At 62.7% G+C, this 21,264-nt stretch carries 21 protein-coding genes; 15 read left to right on the top strand and 6 right to left on the bottom strand.

The window, feature by feature from the left end; translation table 11 throughout:
- The first annotated feature begins 181 nt into the window (after window positions 1–181).
- From AC1DYO_RS26685 to AC1DYO_RS26715, 7 genes are all read left to right on the top strand, one after another.
- On the top strand, window positions 182–1,270 hold the full coding sequence (locus AC1DYO_RS26685; RefSeq protein ID WP_477267405.1) for a branched-chain amino acid ABC transporter permease: 1,089 nt from the start codon (window positions 182–184) through the stop codon (window positions 1,268–1,270).
- Window positions 1,263–3,017 carry an FAD-dependent oxidoreductase gene (locus AC1DYO_RS26690; RefSeq protein WP_477267406.1) on the top strand — a complete coding sequence of 585 codons (1,755 nt, stop codon included), beginning with the start codon at window positions 1,263–1,265 and terminating at the stop codon, window positions 3,015–3,017. The genes AC1DYO_RS26685 and AC1DYO_RS26690 overlap by 8 nt, the downstream gene beginning before the upstream one ends.
- Before the next feature lie 5 nt (window positions 3,018–3,022).
- Complete coding sequence (locus AC1DYO_RS26695; protein ID WP_477267407.1) at window positions 3,023–3,901, top strand: intradiol ring-cleavage dioxygenase; 879 nt, start codon at window positions 3,023–3,025, stop codon at window positions 3,899–3,901.
- A 418-nt stretch (window positions 3,902–4,319) separates the two neighbouring features.
- Window positions 4,320–5,201 (top strand): metal ABC transporter solute-binding protein, Zn/Mn family, encoded by an 882-nt coding sequence (locus AC1DYO_RS26700; protein ID WP_477267408.1) that lies wholly within the window; start codon window positions 4,320–4,322, stop codon window positions 5,199–5,201.
- Between the two features lie 42 nt (window positions 5,202–5,243).
- Window positions 5,244–6,038, top strand: coding sequence for a metal ABC transporter ATP-binding protein (locus AC1DYO_RS26705; protein ID WP_477267409.1), 795 nt, complete (start codon window positions 5,244–5,246; stop codon window positions 6,036–6,038).
- The gene (locus tag AC1DYO_RS26710) at window positions 6,022–6,852 is read left to right on the top strand and encodes a metal ABC transporter permease (RefSeq protein ID WP_477267410.1); all 831 of its coding nucleotides are present in this window, start codon (window positions 6,022–6,024) and stop codon (window positions 6,850–6,852) included. The genes AC1DYO_RS26705 and AC1DYO_RS26710 overlap by 17 nt, the downstream gene beginning before the upstream one ends.
- 773 nt (window positions 6,853–7,625) lie before the next feature.
- Entirely contained in the window at window positions 7,626–8,696 is a 1,071-nt protein-coding gene (locus tag AC1DYO_RS26715; protein ID WP_477267411.1) for a sensor histidine kinase, read from the top strand.
- A 586-nt stretch (window positions 8,697–9,282) separates the two neighbouring features.
- On the opposite strand, the gene AC1DYO_RS26720 is transcribed toward AC1DYO_RS26715, so the two are convergent.
- The 3 genes from AC1DYO_RS26720 to AC1DYO_RS26730 form a co-directional block, all read right to left on the bottom strand.
- The gene (locus AC1DYO_RS26720; RefSeq protein WP_477267412.1) at window positions 9,283–9,765 is read right to left on the bottom strand and encodes a pyridoxamine 5'-phosphate oxidase family protein; all 483 of its coding nucleotides are present in this window, start codon (window positions 9,763–9,765) and stop codon (window positions 9,283–9,285) included.
- 49 nt (window positions 9,766–9,814) lie between these two features.
- Window positions 9,815–10,009: a hypothetical protein gene (locus tag AC1DYO_RS26725; protein ID WP_477267413.1), complete on the bottom strand. Its 195-nt coding sequence runs from the start codon at window positions 10,007–10,009 to the stop codon at window positions 9,815–9,817.
- A 199-nt stretch (window positions 10,010–10,208) separates the two neighbouring features.
- Window positions 10,209–10,562: a cupin domain-containing protein gene (locus AC1DYO_RS26730; protein ID WP_477267414.1), complete on the bottom strand. Its 354-nt coding sequence runs from the start codon at window positions 10,560–10,562 to the stop codon at window positions 10,209–10,211.
- Window positions 10,563–10,965: 403 nt separating this feature from the next.
- On the opposite strand from AC1DYO_RS26730, the gene AC1DYO_RS26735 reads away from it, so the two are divergent.
- The 6 genes from AC1DYO_RS26735 to AC1DYO_RS26760 all read left to right on the top strand — a co-directional run bounded on the left by AC1DYO_RS26735 (window position 10,966) and on the right by AC1DYO_RS26760 (window position 17,356).
- Complete coding sequence (locus AC1DYO_RS26735; protein ID WP_477267415.1) at window positions 10,966–12,918, top strand: acyltransferase family protein; 1,953 nt, start codon at window positions 10,966–10,968, stop codon at window positions 12,916–12,918.
- 107 nt (window positions 12,919–13,025) lie between these two features.
- Window positions 13,026–13,439: a very short patch repair endonuclease gene (locus AC1DYO_RS26740; protein ID WP_477267416.1), complete on the top strand. Its 414-nt coding sequence runs from the start codon at window positions 13,026–13,028 to the stop codon at window positions 13,437–13,439.
- Window position 13,440: 1 nt separating this feature from the next.
- The gene (locus AC1DYO_RS26745; RefSeq protein ID WP_477267417.1) at window positions 13,441–14,622 is read left to right on the top strand and encodes a DNA cytosine methyltransferase; all 1,182 of its coding nucleotides are present in this window, start codon (window positions 13,441–13,443) and stop codon (window positions 14,620–14,622) included.
- Window positions 14,619–15,383 carry a GIY-YIG nuclease family protein gene (locus tag AC1DYO_RS26750; protein WP_477267418.1) on the top strand — a complete coding sequence of 255 codons (765 nt, stop codon included), beginning with the start codon at window positions 14,619–14,621 and terminating at the stop codon, window positions 15,381–15,383. Before AC1DYO_RS26745 ends, AC1DYO_RS26750 begins: the two co-directional genes overlap by 4 nt.
- Window positions 15,384–15,460: 77 nt before the next feature.
- Entirely contained in the window at window positions 15,461–16,741 is a 1,281-nt protein-coding gene (locus AC1DYO_RS26755) for a DUF763 domain-containing protein (RefSeq protein WP_477267419.1), read from the top strand.
- 300 nt (window positions 16,742–17,041) lie between these two features.
- Window positions 17,042–17,356, top strand: a complete 315-nt coding sequence (locus AC1DYO_RS26760) for a hypothetical protein (protein ID WP_477267420.1) — start codon at window positions 17,042–17,044, stop codon at window positions 17,354–17,356.
- A gap of 68 nt (window positions 17,357–17,424) precedes the next feature.
- Here AC1DYO_RS26760 and AC1DYO_RS26765 read toward each other — a convergent pair whose 3' ends face one another.
- From AC1DYO_RS26765 to AC1DYO_RS26775, 3 genes are all read right to left on the bottom strand, one after another.
- On the bottom strand, window positions 17,425–18,024 hold the full coding sequence (locus tag AC1DYO_RS26765; protein WP_477267421.1) for a DUF6456 domain-containing protein: 600 nt from the start codon (window positions 18,022–18,024) through the stop codon (window positions 17,425–17,427).
- A gap of 283 nt (window positions 18,025–18,307) precedes the next feature.
- Window positions 18,308–18,985, bottom strand: coding sequence for a GcrA cell cycle regulator (locus AC1DYO_RS26770; RefSeq protein WP_477267422.1), 678 nt, complete (start codon window positions 18,983–18,985; stop codon window positions 18,308–18,310).
- 82 nt (window positions 18,986–19,067) lie between these two features.
- Window positions 19,068–19,439, bottom strand: coding sequence for a hypothetical protein (locus AC1DYO_RS26775; RefSeq protein WP_477267423.1), 372 nt, complete (start codon window positions 19,437–19,439; stop codon window positions 19,068–19,070).
- Between the two features lie 79 nt (window positions 19,440–19,518).
- On the opposite strand from AC1DYO_RS26775, the gene AC1DYO_RS26780 reads away from it, so the two are divergent.
- Both AC1DYO_RS26780 and AC1DYO_RS26785 read left to right on the top strand, forming a co-directional pair.
- Window positions 19,519–20,181 carry a LexA family transcriptional regulator gene (locus tag AC1DYO_RS26780; RefSeq protein WP_181062168.1) on the top strand — a complete coding sequence of 221 codons (663 nt, stop codon included), beginning with the start codon at window positions 19,519–19,521 and terminating at the stop codon, window positions 20,179–20,181.
- A 135-nt stretch (window positions 20,182–20,316) separates the two neighbouring features.
- Window positions 20,317–21,264 carry a tetratricopeptide repeat protein gene (locus AC1DYO_RS26785; RefSeq protein ID WP_477267424.1) on the top strand — a complete coding sequence of 316 codons (948 nt, stop codon included), beginning with the start codon at window positions 20,317–20,319 and terminating at the stop codon, window positions 21,262–21,264.

A 21,264-nucleotide genomic window follows, 5' to 3' on the forward strand; every position in this document is an offset into this window, starting at 1 on the left:
GCGCCCCCCTCTGGCCTGCCGGCCATCTCCCCCACAAGGGGGGAGATTGCGCTCTCGCCTCTGCTTTCGCCAACCTTCACCGTCGCAAGAAGAGCGCCTGGGCTGGAACTGCCAATCTCCCCCCTTGTGGGGGAGATGTCCGGCAGGACAGAGGGGGGCGCGAAGGAATGCGAGCGTGCGCATGACCGACGTCACGCTCACACCCTGGAAAGTCGAGACCCGTACCAAGGCGTCGGCAACCTTCGCCATCATCGCTACCCTCATCAGCCTGCTCGCCTTCGCAGCACCCCTCTTCGCCTCGCGCAGCATGCTGCAGGACCTGTTCTTCATCCTCACCATGCTGGTGCTGGCACAGAACTGGAACCTGCTTGCCGGCTATGCCGGGCTGGTCTCCGTGGGACAGCAGGCCTTTGTCGGCTTCGGCGCCTATGCGATGTTCGCTCTCGTGATCCTCGGCGGGCTCGATCCGCTGATCGCGATCCTGCTTGCCGGCATCGCCAGCGCCCTGCTCGCCATCCCCACCGCCTTCTTCCTGTTTCGCCTGCAAGGTGCCTATTTCGCCATCGGCAGTTGGGTCATCGCCGAAGTGGTGCGGCTGGCGCTGGCGCAGTGGAAGATGCTGGGCGGCGGCACCGGCACCTCGCTGCCGCGCGAGGCCACCCGCGACATGCCGGCGCTGAAGTTCGTCGGCGAATTGTTCGGCGTCAAATCCTCAGGTGCCGGCGATATCCTGACCTACTGGCTGGCGCTGCTGCTCGCCATCGCCACGATCGGCCTCGTCTATCGGCTGCTGCGTTCGAAGCAGGGACTGGGGCTCGCCGCCGTGCGCGATAATCAGGAAGCGGCGCGCTCGGTCGGCGTCGACGCGCGACGCATGAAGACGCTGGTCTATCTCGCAGCCGCCTTCGGCACCGGCCTCGCCGGCGCGCTGATTTATGTACAGAAGGCTCGCATTTCGCCCGACGCCGCTTTCTCCGTCGTCGACTGGACGGCGTACGTCATCTTCATCGTCGTCATCGGCGGCATCGGCACCATCGAAGGACCGATCGTCGGCGTCATCGTCTTCTACATCCTCCAGAACCTGCTCGCCGATTATGGCTCTTGGTATCTCTTGATCCTCGGGCTGATCGGCATCGTCATCATGCTGTTTGCGCCGCGCGGCCTGTGGGGCCTGTTTGCCGAGCGCACCGGCATCCAGCTTTTTCCGGTCCGCCGCCGATTGACCGGTGGACCGTCGACATCAAGCAAAAAGGGAGGGCCGCATGGCTGACATTTCTACCGACGTGCTGACCATCGGAACCGGACCGGCCGGCTCGGCGACCGCGGCGCTGCTCTCGACCTACGGTGTCGAGAACATGGTCATCAACCGCTATCGCTGGCTGGCCGCAACACCGCGCGCGCACATCACCAACCAACGCACCATGGAGGTGCTGCGTGACCTCGGCAAGGACGTGGAAGGCGAAGCCTACATGCACGCCACCGAACAGGATCTGATGGGCGAGAACGTGTTCTGTACCTCGCTGGCCGGCGAGGAGATCGGCCGCATGCGCAGCTGGGGCAAGCACCCGCTGTCCCGCGCCGAGCACCTCTTGTCCTCGCCCGCGCATATGAACGACCTGCCGCAGACTTTCATGGAGCCTCTGCTGTTCAAGACGGCGTGCTCGCGCGGCACGCAATCACGGATGTCGATGGAGTATCTCTCGCATGTGCAGGACGCCGACGGCGTCACCACCACCTGCCGCGACCGGCTGACCGGCAAGGACGTCACCATCCGCTCAAAGTATCTGGTCGGCGCCGATGGCGGCAATTCGCTGGTCGCCGAACATGCCGGCCTGCCCTTCGAGGGCAAGATGGGCGTCGGCGGTTCGATGAACATCCTGTTCAAGGCTGACCTGTCGAAATACGTCGCCCATCGCCCCTCGGTGCTCTACTGGGTGGTGCAGCCGGGTGCCGATGTCGGCGGCATCGGCATGGGCCTGGTACGCATGATCCGGCCGTGGAACGAGTGGCTGATCGTTTGGGGCTACGACATCAACCAGCCGGCGCCGAAGGTCGACGACGCCTTCGCCAAGAAGGTGGCTCGCGACCTTGTCGGCGATCCCGACCTCGAAATCGAGGTCCAGTCGGTGTCGACCTGGACCGTCAACAACATGTACGCCACGCAGACCTCCAAGGGCCGCGTGTTCTGCATGGGCGATGCGATCCATCGCCATCCGCCATCGAACGGGCTCGGCTCCAACACCTCGATCCAGGACGGCTTCAATCTCGCCTGGAAACTTGCCCATGTCATCAAGGGCAAGGCGGGTCCGAAATTGCTCGACAGCTATTCGCAGGAGCGCGCGCCGGTCGCCAGGCAGATCGTCACCCGCGCCAACAAATCGATCGAGGAATTCGGCCCGATCTTCAAGGCGCTCGGCCTGCTCGATTCCATCGACCCGGTGAAGATGCAGTCGAACATGGACGCGCGCTGCGACAACACGCCGGCCGCCGAGGCGCAGCGCGCAAAAATCCGCGAGACCATCGCCGCCAAGGTCTATGAATTCGACGCCCATGGCGTCGAGATGAACCAGCGCTATATCTCGAACGCCATCGTCAGCGACGGCCAGAAAGAGCCGGCCTTCGCGAAGGACGCGGAATTGCACCATCAGCCCACGAGCTGGCCGGGCGCCCGGCTGCCGCATGTCTGGGTGCATTCCGACAAAGGTGACAAGGTCTCCACGCTCGACCTGACCGGCCACGGCAAGTTCACGGTGCTGACCGGCATTGGCGGCCAGGGCTGGCTCGACGCCGCCAAGACGATCGGCAAGGAACTCGGCATCGACATTGCCGGCCATCTCATCGGCCCGCGCCAGCCCTGGCAGGACTTTTCCGGCGATTGGGCGCGCGCCCGCGAAATCCGCGACAGCGGGGTGTTGCTGGTGCGGCCGGACCAACATGTCGGCTGGCGCAAGGACGCGATCAGCGGCGATCCGACAGCTGACTTGCGCAAAGCCCTGACATCAATCCTGGACAGGTGAGAGATATGGAAGCGCACGAAAAAGGCTTCTTCACCGAGGCGAATTCGGTCGAGGTCGTCACCGGCCGCAACAAGAACGCCAAGGACGCGCGGCTGAAGACGGTGATGGAGGTCATCACGCGAAAACTGCATGAGGCGGTGAAAGAGATCGAGCCGACGCAGGACGAATGGTTCGAGGCCATCATGTTTCTGACGAAAACCGGCCAGCTCTCCACCGAATGGCGTCAGGAGTTCATCCTCCTGTCGGACGTGCTGGGGGTCTCGATGCTGGTCGACGCCATCAACAACAGGAAACCCTCAGGCGCTTCCGAGTCGACAGTGCTCGGCCCGTTCCACATCGCCGACGCACCGGAACTGCCGATGGGCGCCAACATCTGCCTCGACCAGAAGGGTGAGGACATGTTCATCCATGGCCGCATCCTCGACACCGAGGGCAGACCGATCACTGACGCCGTGCTCGATGTCTGGCAGGCTAATGATGAAGGTTTTTACGATGTTCAGCAGAAGGGCATCCAGCCCGACTTCAATCTGCGCGGCGTCTTCCGCACCGGCGCCGATGGCCGCTACTGGTTCCGCGCGGTGAAGCCGAAATTCTACCCGATCCCGGCGGACGGCACGGTCGGCAAATTGCTCGATGCGCTGGGACGTCACCCCTACCGCCCGGCGCATCTGCACTACATCCTCAAGGCCGACGGTTTCGAGACGCTGACCACGCACATTTTCGACCCCGACGATCCCTACATCAATTCGGATGCGGTGTTCGGCGTGAAGGAAAGCCTGCTGGCGGAATTCAAACGCGTCGACGATCCGGCGCGCGCCAAGGAGCTCGAATTCGCCGGCCCCTTCTGGGAGGTCGAGCACGATTTCGTGCTGGCGAGAGGCTGATCACCTCCAGCGCAATCGCATAAGATTCTTGCAAAGAAGGACCCCCACCCTAACCCTCCCCACAAGGGGGAGGGAACGCTGCCGCATGCCATTCCTTTTGTCGTCGAACGTAGGTGATTTGCGGAGATCAGCGCCTACCAAGTCTCCCTCCCCCTTGTGGGGAGGGATTAAGGGTGGGGGTATTCGTAGAGCGCAAAGCTCTGCCAGCCCTATGCAATAGCTCCGACTTCGACGTTCCAGGGCCCCCCACAGACCGACGCGGGGCGCTCACGCGTTTGTGCGTGCGAGAAAGCACACAGCCGAAAAAAACCCATTGACATCGGCCGTAGTTTCGACGCAAACGTTATATTGTTACTGTAATACAATTACACCACCGCCTCTCCGGCGACGTGCCTTCCAGACTGCAAGGAGACCACGGATGCGTTCCCTTCCCTTTCTCGCCGCGCTGCTGGTTGCGGTGCCACTGCTGACCGGCACAGCTGCCCGCGCCGAAGACAAGCTGACCATCGTGGCGGCCGAGAATTTCTATGGCGACCTCGCCCGCCAGATCGGCGGCAGCAATGTCACCGTGACCAGCATCCTGGCCAATCCCGATGACGATCCGCATCTGTTCGAGACCAGCCCGTCGACGGCGCGCACCATCGCCGATGCCAAGATCATCATCTACAACGGCGCCGACTACGATCCGTGGATGGACAAGCTGCTGTCGGCCTCGACCAGCAAGGATCGCACGACCATCATTGCCGCCGACCTGATCGGCAAGAAGTCGGGCGACAATCCGCATCTGTGGTACGACCCTGCGACGCTGCCAGCCATCGCCAAGACACTGACCGCCGATCTGTCGAAACGCGATCCGGCCAATGCCGCGCACTACGAGGCGAACCTGAAGGCATTCCAGACGTCGCTCGAGGCCATTGACAAGGAAATCGCCGACGTCAAGAAGACCTATGCCGGCACCGAAGTGACCGCCACCGAGCCTGTCTTCGGCTACATGGCGGAAGCGCTCGGCCTCAAGATGCTGAACTATGATTTCCAGGTGGCCTTGATGAACGACGCCGAGCCGAGCGCCACCCAGGTGGCGGCATTCGAAAACAGCCTGAAGGACGGCTCGGCCAAGATTCTGTTCTACAATTCGCAGGTGACCGACGAGGCAACGACACGGTTGCTCGACATCGCAAAACAGAACAAGGTCACCGTCATCGGCGTCACCGAAACGGAACCTGCGGGACAGACGATCCAGACTTGGTTCGGCGGCCAGATCGACGCGGTCCAGAAGGCGCTCGCAGCCCGCACACAATGAACGTGACTGCCAGTGAACCTGATTGCCAACGAACGTGACTGAATGAACGCAATTGAATTCGACAAGGTCACACTGACCTATGGGGGACGCCGGGTTTTATCCGACGTCTCCTTTTCGATTCCGCAAGGCGCTTTTGTCGGCCTGCTCGGCGCCAATGGCGCCGGCAAGACGACGATGCTGCGCGCCATCCTCGGCCTGATAAAGCCGGCCGGCGGCGCCATCTCGGTGCTCGGCAAACCGCCAACGCGCGGCAATGCTGATATCGGCTACATGCCGCAGGCGCGCCGCGCGCTCAACGATGTCGGTATCAGCGGGCTCGACTTTGTGCTGAGCGCCGCCGGTGGGCATCGCTGGGGCTGGCCGGTTGCTTCTGCGGCTGAGAAAGAAGCCGCCTGGAAGGCGCTCGAAGCGATCGGCGCCACCGACCTTGCGCGGCGGCCGCTGGCCGAGCTTTCCGGCGGCGAACGCCAGCGCATCCTGATTGCGCAATCGCTGATCGGCGATCCGCAACTGCTTCTGCTCGACGAACCACTGATCAGCCTCGACGCAGCACACCAGCGCGCGATCATCGATCTGGTGCACGAGATCGGCGAGCGGCTGGGCATCGCGGTGCTGTTCTGCTCGCACGAGATCAACCCACTGCTGCGCGCCGTCGACCGCGTGCTCTATCTCGGCAACGGCAACGCGGCGATCGGCTCCGTCGACGAGGTCATCAGCGGCCCGGTGCTGTCGAAACTTTACGGCACCCACATCAATGTGGTGCGGGTCGCCGGCCGCATCTTCGTCATGGCCGACGACGTCGAACTGGAGAGCGGAGCGCATGTCCACGATCTTTGACTATGAATTCATGCGCAACGCCTTCTATGCCTGCACCATTGTCGGCATCGTTTCCGGCGCGGTCGGCTATTTCCTCGTGCTCAGGGGCCAGACCTTCGCCGGCCACGCTCTCGCCCATGTCGGCTTCCCCGGCGCCACCGGTGCCGGACTGATCGGGCTGTCGCCGTTCTTCGGCCTGACCGTGTTCACCATCGTTGCCGGCATCGGCATCGGCCTGCTCGGCGAGCGCGCGCATCGCGACGTCGCCATCGGCATCGTTTTGACGCTGTCGCTCGGTCTTGGCTTGCTGTTCCTGCATTTCTACACCGCCTTCGCCTCGCAGGCGACCAACGTGCTGTTCGGCAATGTGCTGGGAATCAGCCTGCGCACCGTCATCGTCCTGGCGGTGCTGGCGGTGGCGATCCTCGCGGCTCTGGTGCTGATCGCGCGGCCGCTGCTGTTTGCCAGCCTGCAGCCGGAACTTGCCGAAGCGCGTGGCGTGCCGATCAACCTCGTCTCGACCCTCTTCATGGTGCTGGTCGCCGTCGCCACATCCGAAGCGGTGCAGATCGTCGGCGTGCTGCTGGTATTTGCGCTGATGGTAGCGCCCGCCGCCACCGCGCTCAGGCTGACCAGCGGCGTCGCCGCCGGCGTGCTGACCTCGATCGCGCTTGCCGTCGTCATTGCCTGGATCAGCCTGTCGCTCGCCTTCCTGACCGACTGGCCGACAAGCTTCTGGATCACGGCGCTGGGCGCTGCGGCCTATGTCGTCAGCAGCATGGCTCGGCGCTCCGCCGCGGCGCCAAGGGCGAGATTGGCGGATGGCAATCCCTGATTGCAATGCCGGATGGCGGGCCGGCCAGACCGGATGGCAAAGCCCAAAACGGACGTTGAGGAATTACACCCAAAAAAAGTCAGGTTGAAAACCCGCCTCCTGAAACGTTTCAGCCGGGAAAGGCAAATCGATTCAAGCGCCTAGATCGCGACCGGTATGACGCCGGCGGCTCCGCTCCGAAGCCGCGAGAAAGCCCGGAAAACCGCTATTTACAACGATTTTTATGACGGCGAACAGCGCATCGGTGGCGCGTCGGAAAGCCTCTTACATTGGTAAAAACCGGCACTCCGGTGCCCCTGTGGGCGGCGTTGACAGACCGCGGGGTTGCATGCGTATACCAAGTCATAGGTCACGCCATGGTCGTGGCGGTTGAGACGGGGCTGGGGGGTTTCGTTACAACAGCATTGACGGCCCGGCGCCGGACGGGCGGCATGCACTCAGCAGAGTGCGCCGCTCGCTCTTGGCTTACAATCAGCAAGGTCGCCCGGCAGCGGTGCGGCGATCCTGGCAGGCGACCTCATCTACGAGGCACCGCAGACGCCATCGTCTCAGCTCTTCGATCCGCATCGGTTCGAAGCGAACGGGTGACGCCCCCTTTAACCGATATTCGTTTCGCTGCGTCCTCCTCTTCCCGACGGAATGAGGGGGACGCCGGCGACTGCGCAAGGCGGCGGGAGATCGGCCACATCGATTCAGTTCGCGACTCCAGCCCGGCAATGATGTAGAAGATGAAGCTGAGCGGAGGCGCTGCGCCTCCAGATCGGCTTTGTGCCTTGTTCCATCCCATCGCGAATATCGAGGATGCGCAGACGCTTGCGCAGGCGATCGTCAATACGATTGTCGAGCCATTCCTCGTGCTCGACGAAAAGTTTCATGTGCTGGCGGCCAGCCGCTCCTTCTATCAGACCTTCAAGGTCGACCCGGAGGAAACGCACGGCGCCCTGCTCTATGCGCTCGGCAACGGCCAGTGGGATATCCCCGCATTGCGCCTGCTGCTGGAGACGATCATCCCCGAGAAGACCGCCATGGACGGCTTCGAGGTCGAGTATGATTTCCCCAATATCGGCCAGCGCACCATGCTGCTCAACGCGCGAAAAGTCCTCTACGACCACAGTTCGGCCGTCACCATCCTGCTCGCCTTCAACGACATAACGGCGCGTCGCGTCATCGAGCGTGAGAAGGAAGAGCTTCTTGGCCGCACCGAGGATCTGCTGCGGCAGAAGGACGTGCTGCTGCGCGAGATGGAGCACCGGGTTGCCAACAGCCTGCAGATCATCGCCAGCATCCTGCTTCTGAAGGCGCGCTCGGTCACCTCCGAGGAAACCCGCCAGCACCTGAAAGATGCGCATCAGCGCGTGCTGTCGGTGGCCGAAGTGCAGCGTCATCTCCACACCTCGGCCGGCATCGACGAGATCGACGTCGGCTCCTATCTGCCGAAACTGTGCAGCAGTCTGGCCTCGTCGATGGTCGGCGATGCGCAGCCGATCGCCGTCAAGGTCACCGCGCAGGGTGGCAGGATCGATTCACAGAAGGCGGTGAGCCTCGGACTGATCGTCACCGAACTGGTGCTCAACGCAATCAAATATGCCTTCCCCCGGGAGAAGACCGCAGCGCTGATCCACGTCTCCTACGAGACCAATGGCAGTGACTGGAAACTGACGGTCTCGGACAATGGCACCGGCAAGCCGGCCAGCGCCGCGCCGACCACCGGCCTGGGAACAGCCATCGTCGAAGCGCTGGTCAAACAGCTTGAGGCCCGGGTGGATGTCATCAGTGACTCCAACGGCACCACCGTGTCGGTAACCAGGGCGACGTTTATGTCGCGGATACCGCGCGCGGCGTAGCGTGATCCATCTCGGGAAACCCAAGCTCAGCCAAGCTGACGCCTCGATCGAATGGAACAAAAACCGCACTGATATGTTGATAGATACATCGAGCGTCCCAAAGCGCTTGGTCGTTAAAGAACCCGCCTCCTGGCCCCCTCCGGACGCGGGTTTTTTTGCGCCTTCCACCTAGGAATTCCTGTCTTGTCCGAAATGGAACGACGCAACGCTCGGCCCGGTCTCACAGTCCTCGGTGATGAACTGGTTTCGGCCTCAAGGCGCACGTTTGGCGCCGAGAACTAACCGCGCGATCTGGGTTTGGGTTTGTCCGACGTATCCGATGGATTTGCTGACAGTCTGGCGGAACGCTGATCGTTGAGCTGATCGTTAAGTCGCACCGCCTTCTTTTTCGCCTCAGCCGCAACAGCAGTGCCAGTCAGCTTCGGCTTTGCTGCAATCGCATAGTCGGCTCTATTCGTTCGGTAGTCCGTTTGAACAGCCATTTGTTTTTGATACTCCTGATGGACATAAACGCGGTGGAGCGCCAAGACGTTCCAACTGCCGTGAGGGCCTCGCCGGCGACTGGTGCCCATCTCGGGCGTGGCGCCTAGCGATACGCCTGCCGCCCCGACATCGTCTCGATCCTGATCTGGTAGAACAGATGGCTGCCCGAACCGGCCTGCTCGCCCGGTTTCAACGCGCCCGGCTCCCACCAATTGGCGTGCTTCTGCAGCAGCGACCAGGCAAATTCCCGGTCATGATTGGATGCAGGGATCTGCTGATCCCTGGCGGGAATCGTGCTGTCGAGTGCAGGCGCCTTGGGCAGATCCTCGAACAGGCCGTCGACGACGACGCTCTTCCAGCCATGGACGCTGCCGACATCGTCGACCTGCAGGCAGACATGCGGGTTCTCACGCATCCATTCGACCTTCTTGCCCGGCAGCGAGAAGCTGAAGATGAAATTGTCGCCGAAGGCAAAGTGGATCGGCACCACGTAAGGCCTGTTGTCCCGAATGCAGGCCAGTCGGCCGAGCCTGGCCGATTTCAGCATGGCGGTGCATTCCTGCTGCGTCATCTCCCTGATGTCCATTGTTCTTCCCGTCGATATTTGTTTTCGTTGAAAGTGTTTGCGTTGAAAATCAGGCCGCGAGATCGATGCGCCGAGCCGTGAGATCGATGCGCCGAATGGCGCGGATCGCCTCGCCTTCGGCGACGCCGATCAGCGCATCGATGGCCTGGATGGTCTCGATCTGGCCGCGCGCAGCCACCGTCCTGCGTAAGGCATGGAGGTCGTCGCGGATTTCGCAGAGTGTGGTTCGAACCGTGAGGGGCATGGGCCGCCTTCCTGTGGACACAACCGCCGGAGATGGCGATCGGTTCCACCGCGAGCGGAATGACTCGGCTAATGGGCCGATAGGCGTAGAACTGTGGTGTCGCCGGCCATGTCTCTGGCACCAGCGTCGAAACGCACGCCGCACAGGCCTGCGCCGATCTTGGGCGATAAAGCCTGCCGCCGCCACCTGTTACCGCCGATCAGGCAACCCTGACGACGAAGTGCTTGGTCACCGGCTCGATGATCTTCCAGGTGCCCTTGAAATCGGCTTCGACGACAAAGGCATCGCCGGGGCCGACCTCGACAGGCTCGCCGCCATCCGGCGTGATAATGATGCGGCCGGCGATCATGTGCACGAACTCATAGTCGGTGTAGGTGACGTGGTAGGTGCCGGGCGATGCCCGCCAGGTGCCCGACATCACCTTGCCGTCGGCGGTGGTGTGCTGCACGGCGGTCTGCATGGTCGGCCTGCCCTCGACAACGATCCAGCCCGGCAGATCTTCGCCATCGGCATGCTCGACAGCGCCGAATTTGAGGATGGTGGTGTTGGTCATGGGATGGCTCCGTTTGAACTGCATTGGCTGCCGGTTGGATAGCCGATGCGCATGGCGGGAGCAACGCAAGGGCCGACCGCAAATGTCGGAGATTTGGCGAAAGCGGCGATGAGAGCGTCCTTCTCCCCGTTCACGGGGAGAAGATGGCGGCAACCAGATGAGGGGCGGCGCGAACGCTCGTCATTCTGCCAATTCCGCAAGGGATAAATAGGGCGCAGGCCTTACTGGAACAGCGTCGGCGCTGCCCCTCATCCGCCTGCCGGCACCTTCTCCCCGTGAACGGGGAGAAGGAAGAATCTCCCCTTATGTTGCACTGCGTTAGATTTGTTGCATTGCGATATCGGCGCATGGGGTCGACCCTTTGCCAGGGTGGGTTTTAAACGAACTACACGAGGTTTCGATCGTGTCAGCATCGTTCCGGCCTGATATCGAAGGGTTGCGTGCACTGGCGGTGGCGGGCGTGATCGCCTTCCATTTCGGCTTCAGCGGACTGCCCGGCGGCTTCACCGGCGTCGACATCTTCTTCGTCATCTCGGGTTACCTGATCACCCGCCATCTGCTCGCCGAAATCGCCGAGACCGGCCGGCTGAACCTGTGGCGCTTCTATGCCAGGCGCGCGCGGCGGCTTTTGCCGGCGTCGTTGTTCGTCATCCTGGCTACGCTCGTCGCCGGCGCCTTCATCCTGTCGCCGGAGGAACAGTCGCTCTATTCCAGGGGCGCCATGTTTGCCTCGGCCTACATGATCAATCTGTGGCTGATCCGCTGGTCGTTCGACTATTTCGCGGCCGATGCGACCACCAACCCTTTCATCCATTTCTGGTCGCTGTCGGTGGAGGAACAGTTCTATCTCGCCTGGCCGGCGCTGCTGCTGTTCGCCATGTGGCTCCGCCCCGGCAAGCGCGGCGCAATCCTGGTGATCGGCATTGCCGGCCTCATCTCGTTTGCCGCCTGTGCATGGCTCACCACCACGGCGCAGCCCTGGGCCTTCTATTTCTCGCCGCTGCGCGCCTGGGAGTTCGCCGCCGGCGGGCTGGCGACCATGGTGCCGCAGGCATTCTGGCGTGAGCGCCCGCAGCTCGCCGCGCCGCTGGCATGGCTCGGTCTGGCGCTGATTGCCGGCGCCTATCTCTCCTTCAACGAGGAGGCCCCCTTCCCTGGCTTCATGGCCTTGATGCCGGTGGCCGGCACCGTGCTGTTGCTGCTGGCGGGAGCGGCCGGCGTCGGGAATGGCTCCAGTGCCGTCCTGGCGCTGCCGCCCCTGCAGTGGGTCGGCAAGCTCTCCTACTCGCTCTATCTCTGGCACTGGCCGGTGATCGTCTATGCCTCGATGCTGGTGCCCGAGCTTTCGCCGCTGCAGCGGCTCGGCTGCCTGGCGCTGGCGCTGGCGCTGTCTGTCCTTACCTATCACGTCGTGGAGAACCCGATCCGCCGCAACGGCTGGCTGATGGCCAATGCGGCGCGGGCGCTGGTGCCGGCCATCCTCCTCACCGGCACCGGCGTCGCAGCCACCTACGCCAATGCCAGGCTTGCCGTCAGCGATCTCGACCCAGAGCAGCGCAGCATCGCCGCCAGCGCCGCGCGCCCCTCTACCGCGCGCGCGGCCGGCTGTATTCTTTCCTATGAGACCGTGACGCCAAAGGCCTGCGTGTTCGGCAACAAGGACGCCGGGCGCTCGATAGCGCTGTTCGGTGACTCGCATGCCGACCACTGGTCGACGCCGCTGATCGAGGCGGCCGAGAAGAACGACACCAAGGTCGTCACCTGGCTCAAATCCGGCTGCCGCGCCTCGCGGCTGACGGTATGGGCGACCAAGCTGAAGCGGAACTACACCGAATGCGATCAATGGCGCGCGCAATCGATCCGGCAGATCATCGCCGCGCGGCCGAACCTGGTGGTGATCTCGGAGATCGCACTGATCAGCCTGGACAAGATGTCAGCCGGCATGCAGGCGCCCCAAAGCCAGGAGGCCGACGGGCGCGCCGGCCTGCACGCGACGCTCACCGCGTTCAGCCAGGCCGGGCTGAAGGTTGCCGTCATCCGCGACGTGCCGTTCAACGACGATCACGTCGACACCTGCGTGTCGCGCGCGCTGTGGCGCGGGCAGAGGCCGTCGCTGTGCGACCAGAAGCGAACCTATGCCGCCAACGACGCGAACGCGGCGATAGAGCGCGACATCGTGCACACCGTGCCCGGCGCCAGCTACATCGACATGACCAACCAGTTCTGCGACGCCAGGACGTGCCACGTCTTCATCAACGGCAAGATCGCCTATCGCGACCAGCACCACCTGGCGACGCCGTTCGCGGAGACGCTCGAGCCGGCGGTGGAGAAGGCGGTGGTTGAGAGGGTGAGGTAGGGGAGAAGCCTCTTGCCATCACGGCCCATCGGCAGGTGTGGTAGCCTCTTTCCAATCGGTGGAAAACGAAACACCATTCTTCAAGCGAATCAACAGATGACGGGGCCATGGACAGTCTAACGCCGCACGAACGCAGCGAGCGCATGGGCCGTATCCATGGAAGGGATACGAAGCCTGAGATGGTCGTGCGTCGTCTCCTTCATCGAATGGGCTATCGATATCGGCTCCACCGAGCTGAATTGCCTGGAAAGCCCGACATTGTCTTTGGACAACGCAAGAAGGCGATTTTCATTCATGGATGCTTTTGGCATCGTCATCGCGATCCAGCCTGTCGCCTCGCTCGCCTTCCAAAGTCGAGGCTGGATTTTTGGGAACCGAAGCTTTCGGCTAACGCCGAACGCGATGCACGCCATCAAGAGGCATTAAAGCGACTCGGCTGGAACGTGCTTGTTGTCTGGGAATGCGAATTGCGGCAGAGTGAACAATTAGAGAACAAACTGCGCCAGTTCGTAGGGGAATAGCATGAAATCGATCGAGCTCTTCGCGGGCGCTGGCGGGCTTGGCATGGGAGTCAGCCGTGCCGGCTTCGCACCACAAGCTGTCATCGAATGGGACCGGTGGTGCTGCGACACCATTCGCGAAAACCGTGCTGACGGTCGCGGCTTGGTTGGAGATTGGCCAGAGCCCATCGAGGGCGATGTTCGGCGCGTGGATTTCCGCGAATATGAAGGCAAGGTCGATCTAGTCACTGGCGGTCCGCCCTGTCAGCCGTTTTCGCTGGGTGGTAAGCACCGCGCCCATTTGGATTCCCGCGATATGTGGCCAGAAGCTGTTCGCGCCGTGCGCGAAACCAAGCCGCCGGCCTTCATATTCGAGAATGTAAAAGGGCTGACTCGCGCGAGCTTCGCGACGTACCTTTCCTACGTTGTCCTGCAAATGACCTACCCCGAACTGACCTCTGAAAATGACGGAGATTGGGAAAGTCACCTACGACGGCTCGAGAAGCACCATACCGGCCATCGTGGCCCAAGCGGCCTAGAGTACAGGGTCGTCTATCGAGTCCTGAATGCGGCGGACTACGGCATTCCTCAACGCAGAGAGCGTGTAGTGTTCATTGGCTTCCGCAATGACCTAGACATCAAATGGTCGTTTCCGGTGGAAACGCACTCCCTTGACGCCCTGATTTGGGATCAAACGAAGGGCAACTATTGGGACCGGCATAAGGTTCGCCAAGCTGATCGCAAGATCGCCGATCGACATGGGGAACGCGAGGCGCGACTCGACAGCAAACCAAGGACAGAGCCATGGCGTACGACGCGAGACGCGATAGATGACCTGCCCGATCCCGAACACAAGTCGCGAGATGCCGCCAAGTATCACAATCACCGCTTCCAGCCAGGTGCCAGATCCTATCCCGGCCACACCGGAAGCCCACTCGACGAGCCGGCTAAGACCTTAAAGGCGGGTGTCCATGGTGTGCCGGGTGGAGAGAATATGTTGCTGCGGCCAGATGGCAGCGTGCGTTACTTCACCGTACGGGAAAGTGCCCGCTTACAGACTTTTCCGGATGGGTTTCGTTTTCACGGAGCTTGGTCCGAAACTATGCGCCAGCTCGGCAATGCCGTGCCAGTGGAGCTAGCGAGCATCATCGCGCTCAGCGTGAAACGTCATCTCCTTTTCGGGGGATCGGACTTCCTTAAATGAAGGCTTACACCGAGTTCGAATTCGATCTGCCAGGCGCTTTGTTGGCGCGGCTGATCGAGGTGCTTGATGGTCTTGATACTGCCCCTCTCAACGCCGAAAATTTGCGTGAAGTCCCCGAGGAGCAGGGCGTTTACCAACTCCTACTTGATGGTCGCCTCGTCTATGTTGGCAAGACCGACGCCGAGGCTGGGCTCCATAAGCGGCTAACGCGTCACGCGCGTAAGATCATGCATCGTGTCGGACTCGATCCAGCGCGCGTAAGTTTCAAGGCGGTGCGCATTTTTGTGTTTACCGCGGTAGACTTAGAATCGGATCTCATCCGCCACTACGGCGGCGTGAGGGCGATTGATTGGAATGGAAGCGGGTTCGGCTCCAACGATCCTGGACGAGAGCGCGACACTACCAAGGTCGATCCTAAGAACTATGACGCCAAGTTTCCGATCGATATTGATCGGGAGTTGGCTTTCGCCATTGACGACGACGAAACGGCCGCGAGCGCACTGGCGCGGCTCAAGGATGCCTTGCCCTATACGTTCCGTTATCAAGGGAGTGGAGGCCGCAGCAGAGCGCCACACGCCGATTTCGAAGGAACAACACTGACGGTATTGAGCGGCCCTATGACCCCGCGATCAGTGATCCGCTACATCGTTGCGGCATTGCCGCAGGGGTGGCAGGCGACGGCATTGCCAGGCTACATCATTCTTTACAAAGAGGAGCGCGACTATCCTCACGCGGAAGTAATTGCGGCTTCGAACGCATAGGCCGCGAGCTAAGGAAATACGGCATACTCTTGCCTATACTTCGGTCTTGTAGTGCCGGTATCCACGGAGGCAAACCTTTGACGCAGCGAAGCGGCAGTGCGGACCTGCCGCTGCATGGCGGGCGGGTTCCGACATGGCTGGGCGAGCGCATGACGCGGCTGGGCGCGGTGCTGTGCGAGGCGATCATCCACCACTATGGCCGCGACGAGCTGTTGCGGCGGCTGGCGCATCCCTTCTGGTTCCAGTCCTTCGGCGCCGTCATGGGCATGGACTGGCATTCCTCCGGCATCACCACCTCGGTCGTCGGCGCGCTGAAGCGCGGGCTGAACCCGCTTGCCGGCGAGCTCGGCATCCATGTCTGCGGCGGGCGCGGCGCGCATTCGCGCAAGACCCCGCAGGAGCTGATCGCGATCGGCGAGCGCGTCGGCATCGATGGCGCCGCGCTCGCCACCGCCAGCCGGCTGGTCGCCAAGGTGGACAGCGCGGCCGTGCAGGACGGTTTCGACCTCTATCTGCACGGTTTCATCGTCACCGACGACAGCCGCTGGGTGGTGGTGCAGCAAGGCATGAATGGCGACAGCCGCCAGGCGCGCCGCTATCACTGGCTGTCGGAAGGGCTGACAAGCTTCGTCGACCAGCCACATGCGGCGATCGAGGGCGAAACCCAGGGCGAGATCGTCAACCTGACAGACCACCGCGCCGAGCCATCGCGCAGCAGCCAGCTCAACCTGTTGAAGACCATGAGCCCGGAGCGGATACTTGACGAGCTTGTCGTGTTGGAGCCGCCGCCGAATGCACCGCCTGCGAAAGCAGCCGCGCAGCCGATGCTGCCCAATCTGGTGATGCCGGCACACCACGACGTGCGCGAGAGCGACATTGTCATGCACCGGTTGCACGGCAACATCTCGGCGGCCATCGAAAGCGGGCCGGCCGATTTTCCCGAACTGCTGCTGGTGCCCGGCGTCGGCGCCCGCACAATTCGGGCGCTGGCCATGGTGGCGGAAGTCGTGCATGGCGCGCCCTGCCGCTTCTCCGACCCGGCGCGCTTCTCGCTCGCCCATGGCGGCAAAGACCGGCACCCCTTCCCGGTGCCGCTGAAAGTCTATGACGAGACGATCGCGGTGCTGAAATCGGCCGTCGGCAAGGCAAAGCTCGGCCGCGAGGAAGAGCTTGGCGCGCTGCAGCGGCTGGATGGCGAGGCGCGAAGGCTGGAGCGCTATGTCACCGGGCCGAGCCTGAAGGAGATCGTCGCCGGCGAGTTCGACCAGTCGCATCTGCTCGGCGGGCGCAGCGTGTTCGGGTGGGAGAAGGCGCCGGAGAATGGTGAGCCAACGGGGACGATCAAGAAAGGCGTTTAAGATGGTCCGTCAGCGCCGCCCCTCAATGTCCGGCAGGCGGATGAGGGGCGGCACTGTCCTTGGCGTAGACGCTCTCAGAGGCATCACCCGGTTCAGAGCCTGATTCACCGAACCTCTCTAAGTGCCTGTTTTGCGGGGTTAGTGGTTGGTTCAAAAATGGAGAGCTGATGCCGACAGGCGGTGACGCTGGCTACCCTCATCCCGTAATGCTCGCGCAGGGGTTGTTCACATCTTGCAGAACTATGGAACGAGGTCGTGTCCCGGGAGTTATATTAGCTCAACCTTGAACAGGAGGCAGCCATGAGAAAGCTCCTGCTTGCTTCGACTATCGCTATCGCCGCAGCGGCGGCGATGATCGCCCCGGCGAATGCCGGCGGGCGCATCGTGATCGGCATCGGTAACGGCTACGATGACGGTTACTACAATGACGGCTATCGCGACTATTACGGCGATCGCTACTACGCTCCTCGCCCGTACTACCAGTATGATGCCTACGATAACGGCTTCAGGTATCACCGGTATCACAGGCATCATCGCCACTGCCGCATAGAGTTGGTCAAGCACTGGCGCCATCATCACAGGATCGTTGAGGAAATCCGCGTTTGCGAGTGGTGATCCGATAGCGTGAAACGGTCCGGCCGGCAGCTGTCGGCCGGCCGCTTTGTCTGCGCGAACCACCGGCCTTATCGCGGCTTCCGCATCAGCATCATCCCGTAGTGCACGGCCAGCAGGTCGAGCCCGACCTTCAGCAGCTTCACCACCACATCCCGCCCCTCGCCGGTACGCTCGGCGAGCGCCTTCACCGACTGGCCCTCGAGGCAGATGTTGCGGACCGTGTCGGCAAGTTCCCAGTGGGCCAATGCGGCACTGGCGCCGGTATAGGCGCGGCCGGCGTTGATCACGCGGTCGGGAATGCCGCCACCGATCCGGCTGGCATCGACGCGCTCCTCCCACAGCATCGGCCGCAGCCCGTCGCGCGAGGCGCGCTCGAAATCATCGCGAAACCGCTGGCCGGCCTCGCGCTGCTGGCGGGTCAGCGAGGTGATGCCGACCAGCGGATCGACATTGCGCACCCGCACGACGCCACCGGTGGCGGTGTAGCCGCCATTGGAGACCTCATAGACGCGACGCGCTTCTTGCGTGCCAGCGCTCAGCCGCTTGCGGCCGAAGCGATCATCCTTCAGCGCGAAATCATGGCCGATCTCGCGGCGGATGCGCACCTGCTCGGCCTCGTCCTTGGGCAGCTTTGGTGGTTTGGCTTTCTGTGCGGTTTTCTTGCTCATCGGATGATCCTTGTGGGGTGAATTGTTGAGCTGGAAAGGCCGGCTTTCCTTCGCGCCCCCCTCTGCCCTGCCGGGCATCTCCCCCACGAGGGGGGAGATCGGATGTCGCGCCGGCTTTCGCCAATCTCGAATGCTGCAGGACTGAGCGCTGCGGCGAGGCTGCCAATCTCCCCCCGTGTGGGGGAGATGTCCGGCAGGACAGAGGGGGCGCTGTCCCGTCGACCTATCGCTACTCATCGCCAGTCTACCGGCACCGATGCGTTGCGCCTCGGTGCACTAGTGCTTACACCGTCTCCACCACAGGCCGGTGGAAGCGCGCCTGGTGATAGGCGCAGTAGCTCTTCAGCGCCCTTGTGCGCAGGCCGCAGCACAGCATCTCCAGCCCCGGCCGGCTGCCGGGAGCATCTTTCTCCGGGTCTTCTTCCAGCGTCAGGTCGAGCGGCGCGCGGCAGCGGTTGAACAGGCAGTCGATGAAGCGCATGGCGGCGACATGCGGCTGGCGTCCGATGGCGGCGGGGCGCGGCGCCGGCAGCTTGAAGCGGTAGATTTCGCCATCCACCACAAGCCGCCCCTCACCCAGGATCGAACGCGCCGGCGGGGTCGGCGGCATAGACTTGGCCGGTGGCTGACGGGTCGGTTTGGTGACCGGTCTGACGGGCTGCTTCGAAACTTCGGCCTGCCTTGCGGGCTTGCTCAGCTGATTCTTCCCGGCCGTATTCTCGTTGGCCGCAGTCTTCCCTGTGGCATTCTTCCTGGGTCTCCCGCCGGACCTGCCACCCTTGGGATTGGCAAAGCCGATGGTCTTCAGGGCGCTGTTGCGGTGGACGATGCCGATGATGGCGTTGCGCGAGACCGGGCTGCCGCGCAGCGCCGTAAAGCGGACGGCGATCCTGGTGGCCGACAGGCCATCCCTGAGCCAGACGGCGATCTCCTGCAATTCGGTGTCGGTATAGGCAGTCATGTCGGATCCATTGATTGCGCGCAAAGGCAAGCGGCCCGGTACGAAGGCCGCACAAAGGTTCAAAGCGTCTGGTTCGCTGTGGTCAGGCGGTGCTGGCGGCCGGCAGGGAGTCGGCGGCGAGGCGCCGCAACGCGGCTTCGGCCGCCGCTTTGGTGAGGCCGGACACCGCCCTGCCCGTCAGCCGGTCGAACAGGATGACGGTGCCGTCTTCCGTGCGGATGCAGGAGATGCCCTGCCCGACGGCAGCAGCCCCCGGCGCGCCGCTGGTGCCATCGGGCAAAAAGGTGGCCGGAGCCGGGAGAGGAACGGCTCCGGCCGTTCCGATCGACAGGGGGAGGTCGACCGGATCCGGGGCAAAAGCCCCGGCTTGCGTCCGGACCGGGGAGGAGGACAGCCCGGACGATTGGAGAAAGCTGACGATGCCTGCGGAAACGCTTGCGGTTTGTTCGATCATGCGCTAAGCGTACGATATGTACGAAACGTACGCAAGCAAAATCGTACGTATTGGACGATAATTTCAGGCAATTTGTACGATGCAGGAACCGAGGCACAGATTGCAGCAGGCACGGGCGGAGGCGGGTTATGCCTCGCCGAGCGATGCCGCGCGGGCATTGCGCGATATCAACAAGAACACGCTGATCAGCCACGAGAACGGCAACCGGCCGCTGTCGCGCAAGGCAGCCGAGAAATATGGCCGCCTGTTCGGCGTCGATCCCGGCTGGCTGCTGTTCAATGGCGAGGGCGGCAGCCTTGCGGGCGGCCATTTCGGCTTCGACGAAACGGGCCGGCAGATCCCGATGCCGTCGCTGGCCACGGTCGACGTGCCTATCGTGTCGTGGATCAGCGCCGGCGAACTCGGCAGCCAGGACATGGTGGCCAATCTCAGCGATTATCCGACCATCCCCACCACCGATCTCGAGCAGGGCCAGTGGATCGCGTTGCGCGTCGACGGCCCGTCGATGAACAAGATCTCGCCGCCGGATTCGATCATCTTCGTCAACCTCAGGGACAAGCGGCTGGTGACCAATGGCTGCTACGTCATTTCGGACGAAAGCGGCCAGGCCACCTACAAGCGCTATCGCCCCAACGAGAACCCGCCCTTCCAGCCGGCCTCCTACATGGACATCCCGCCGCCGGCGCTGGAAGGCGCCATCACCATCATCGGGCGGGTGAAGCGCTCGATGATCGATATGTGAGGGGCGGGCTCAGGACTTGGGTTGCTGCATTCATCGTAGCGATTGCTCTTCCTTGACGCGACAATTTCTGCTTGCATGACGAGCGGCTGCCAGCCATTGGCAGAGGCTCAATGGTTTTCGGGGGAGAACCGGCAAATGACAGGCGCGGAAGGCGCGGCCGAGAGCCGGTTGATCCGGCTGGTTCGAAAATGGCGGACACCGTTGCTGCTGTTGCTGGCGGGTCTCGTTGTCGTGGATGTCCGGGGCATCTTTGCCCTGGCAGCCGGCTTCACCTATGCGGCCTGCATTGGCAATCCGGCCGACCCAGCCCGGCGGATCGAAGCCTGCACCCACATCATCGAGGACAAGGCCGGGCGCTCCGACCAACGGGCGATGGCTTACTTCAAGCGCGCCTACGCCTGGGCGGCAAAAGGCGACTACGCCAGCGCCATCGCCGATAACGAGCGTGCGATAGACATCAATCCGAGATTTGCCGTTGCCTACTACAATGGCGGCGTTTTCTGGTCGAACACGGGTGACAATGACCGGGCTATCGCCGACTTCAACCAGGCGATCAGCTTCGGTTTTGGCGGCGCCAACGTCTACCAGAACCGAGGCGCCGCCTGGTCGTCCAAGGGCAATTACGAGCGCGCCATCGCTGATTACACCCAGGCGATCAGCATTGATCCAGAACAGGCCGATACCTATTACGCCCGCGGCGCGGCCTGGGGGCAAAGCGGCGATTACGATCGCGCCGTCGCCGACTACACGCAGGCAATCAGCTTCGATCCGACAGGTGCCTATGGCTATTATGGCCGGGGCCTTGCCTGGTTCAACAAGGGCGACGACGACCGCGCTATCGCCGATTACGCCAAGGCGGTAAACCTCGATCCCAAGCTGGCCGATGCCTACTATGCACTGGGTCTCGCCTGGGCGCACAAGGGCGACCACGACCAGGCCATCATCGACTATGATCAGGCGGCAGGCATCAATCCGGCCTATGCCGATGTCTATGGCGCCCGAGCTCGCTCCTGGGAGGCAAAAGGCAACCCCATCCGCGCCGAGGCCGATCGCAAGAAAGCGCTCAGCCTCGGGGCGAAGTGA

It is taken from the genome of Mesorhizobium sp. P2_F5 (assembly GCF_056403715.1).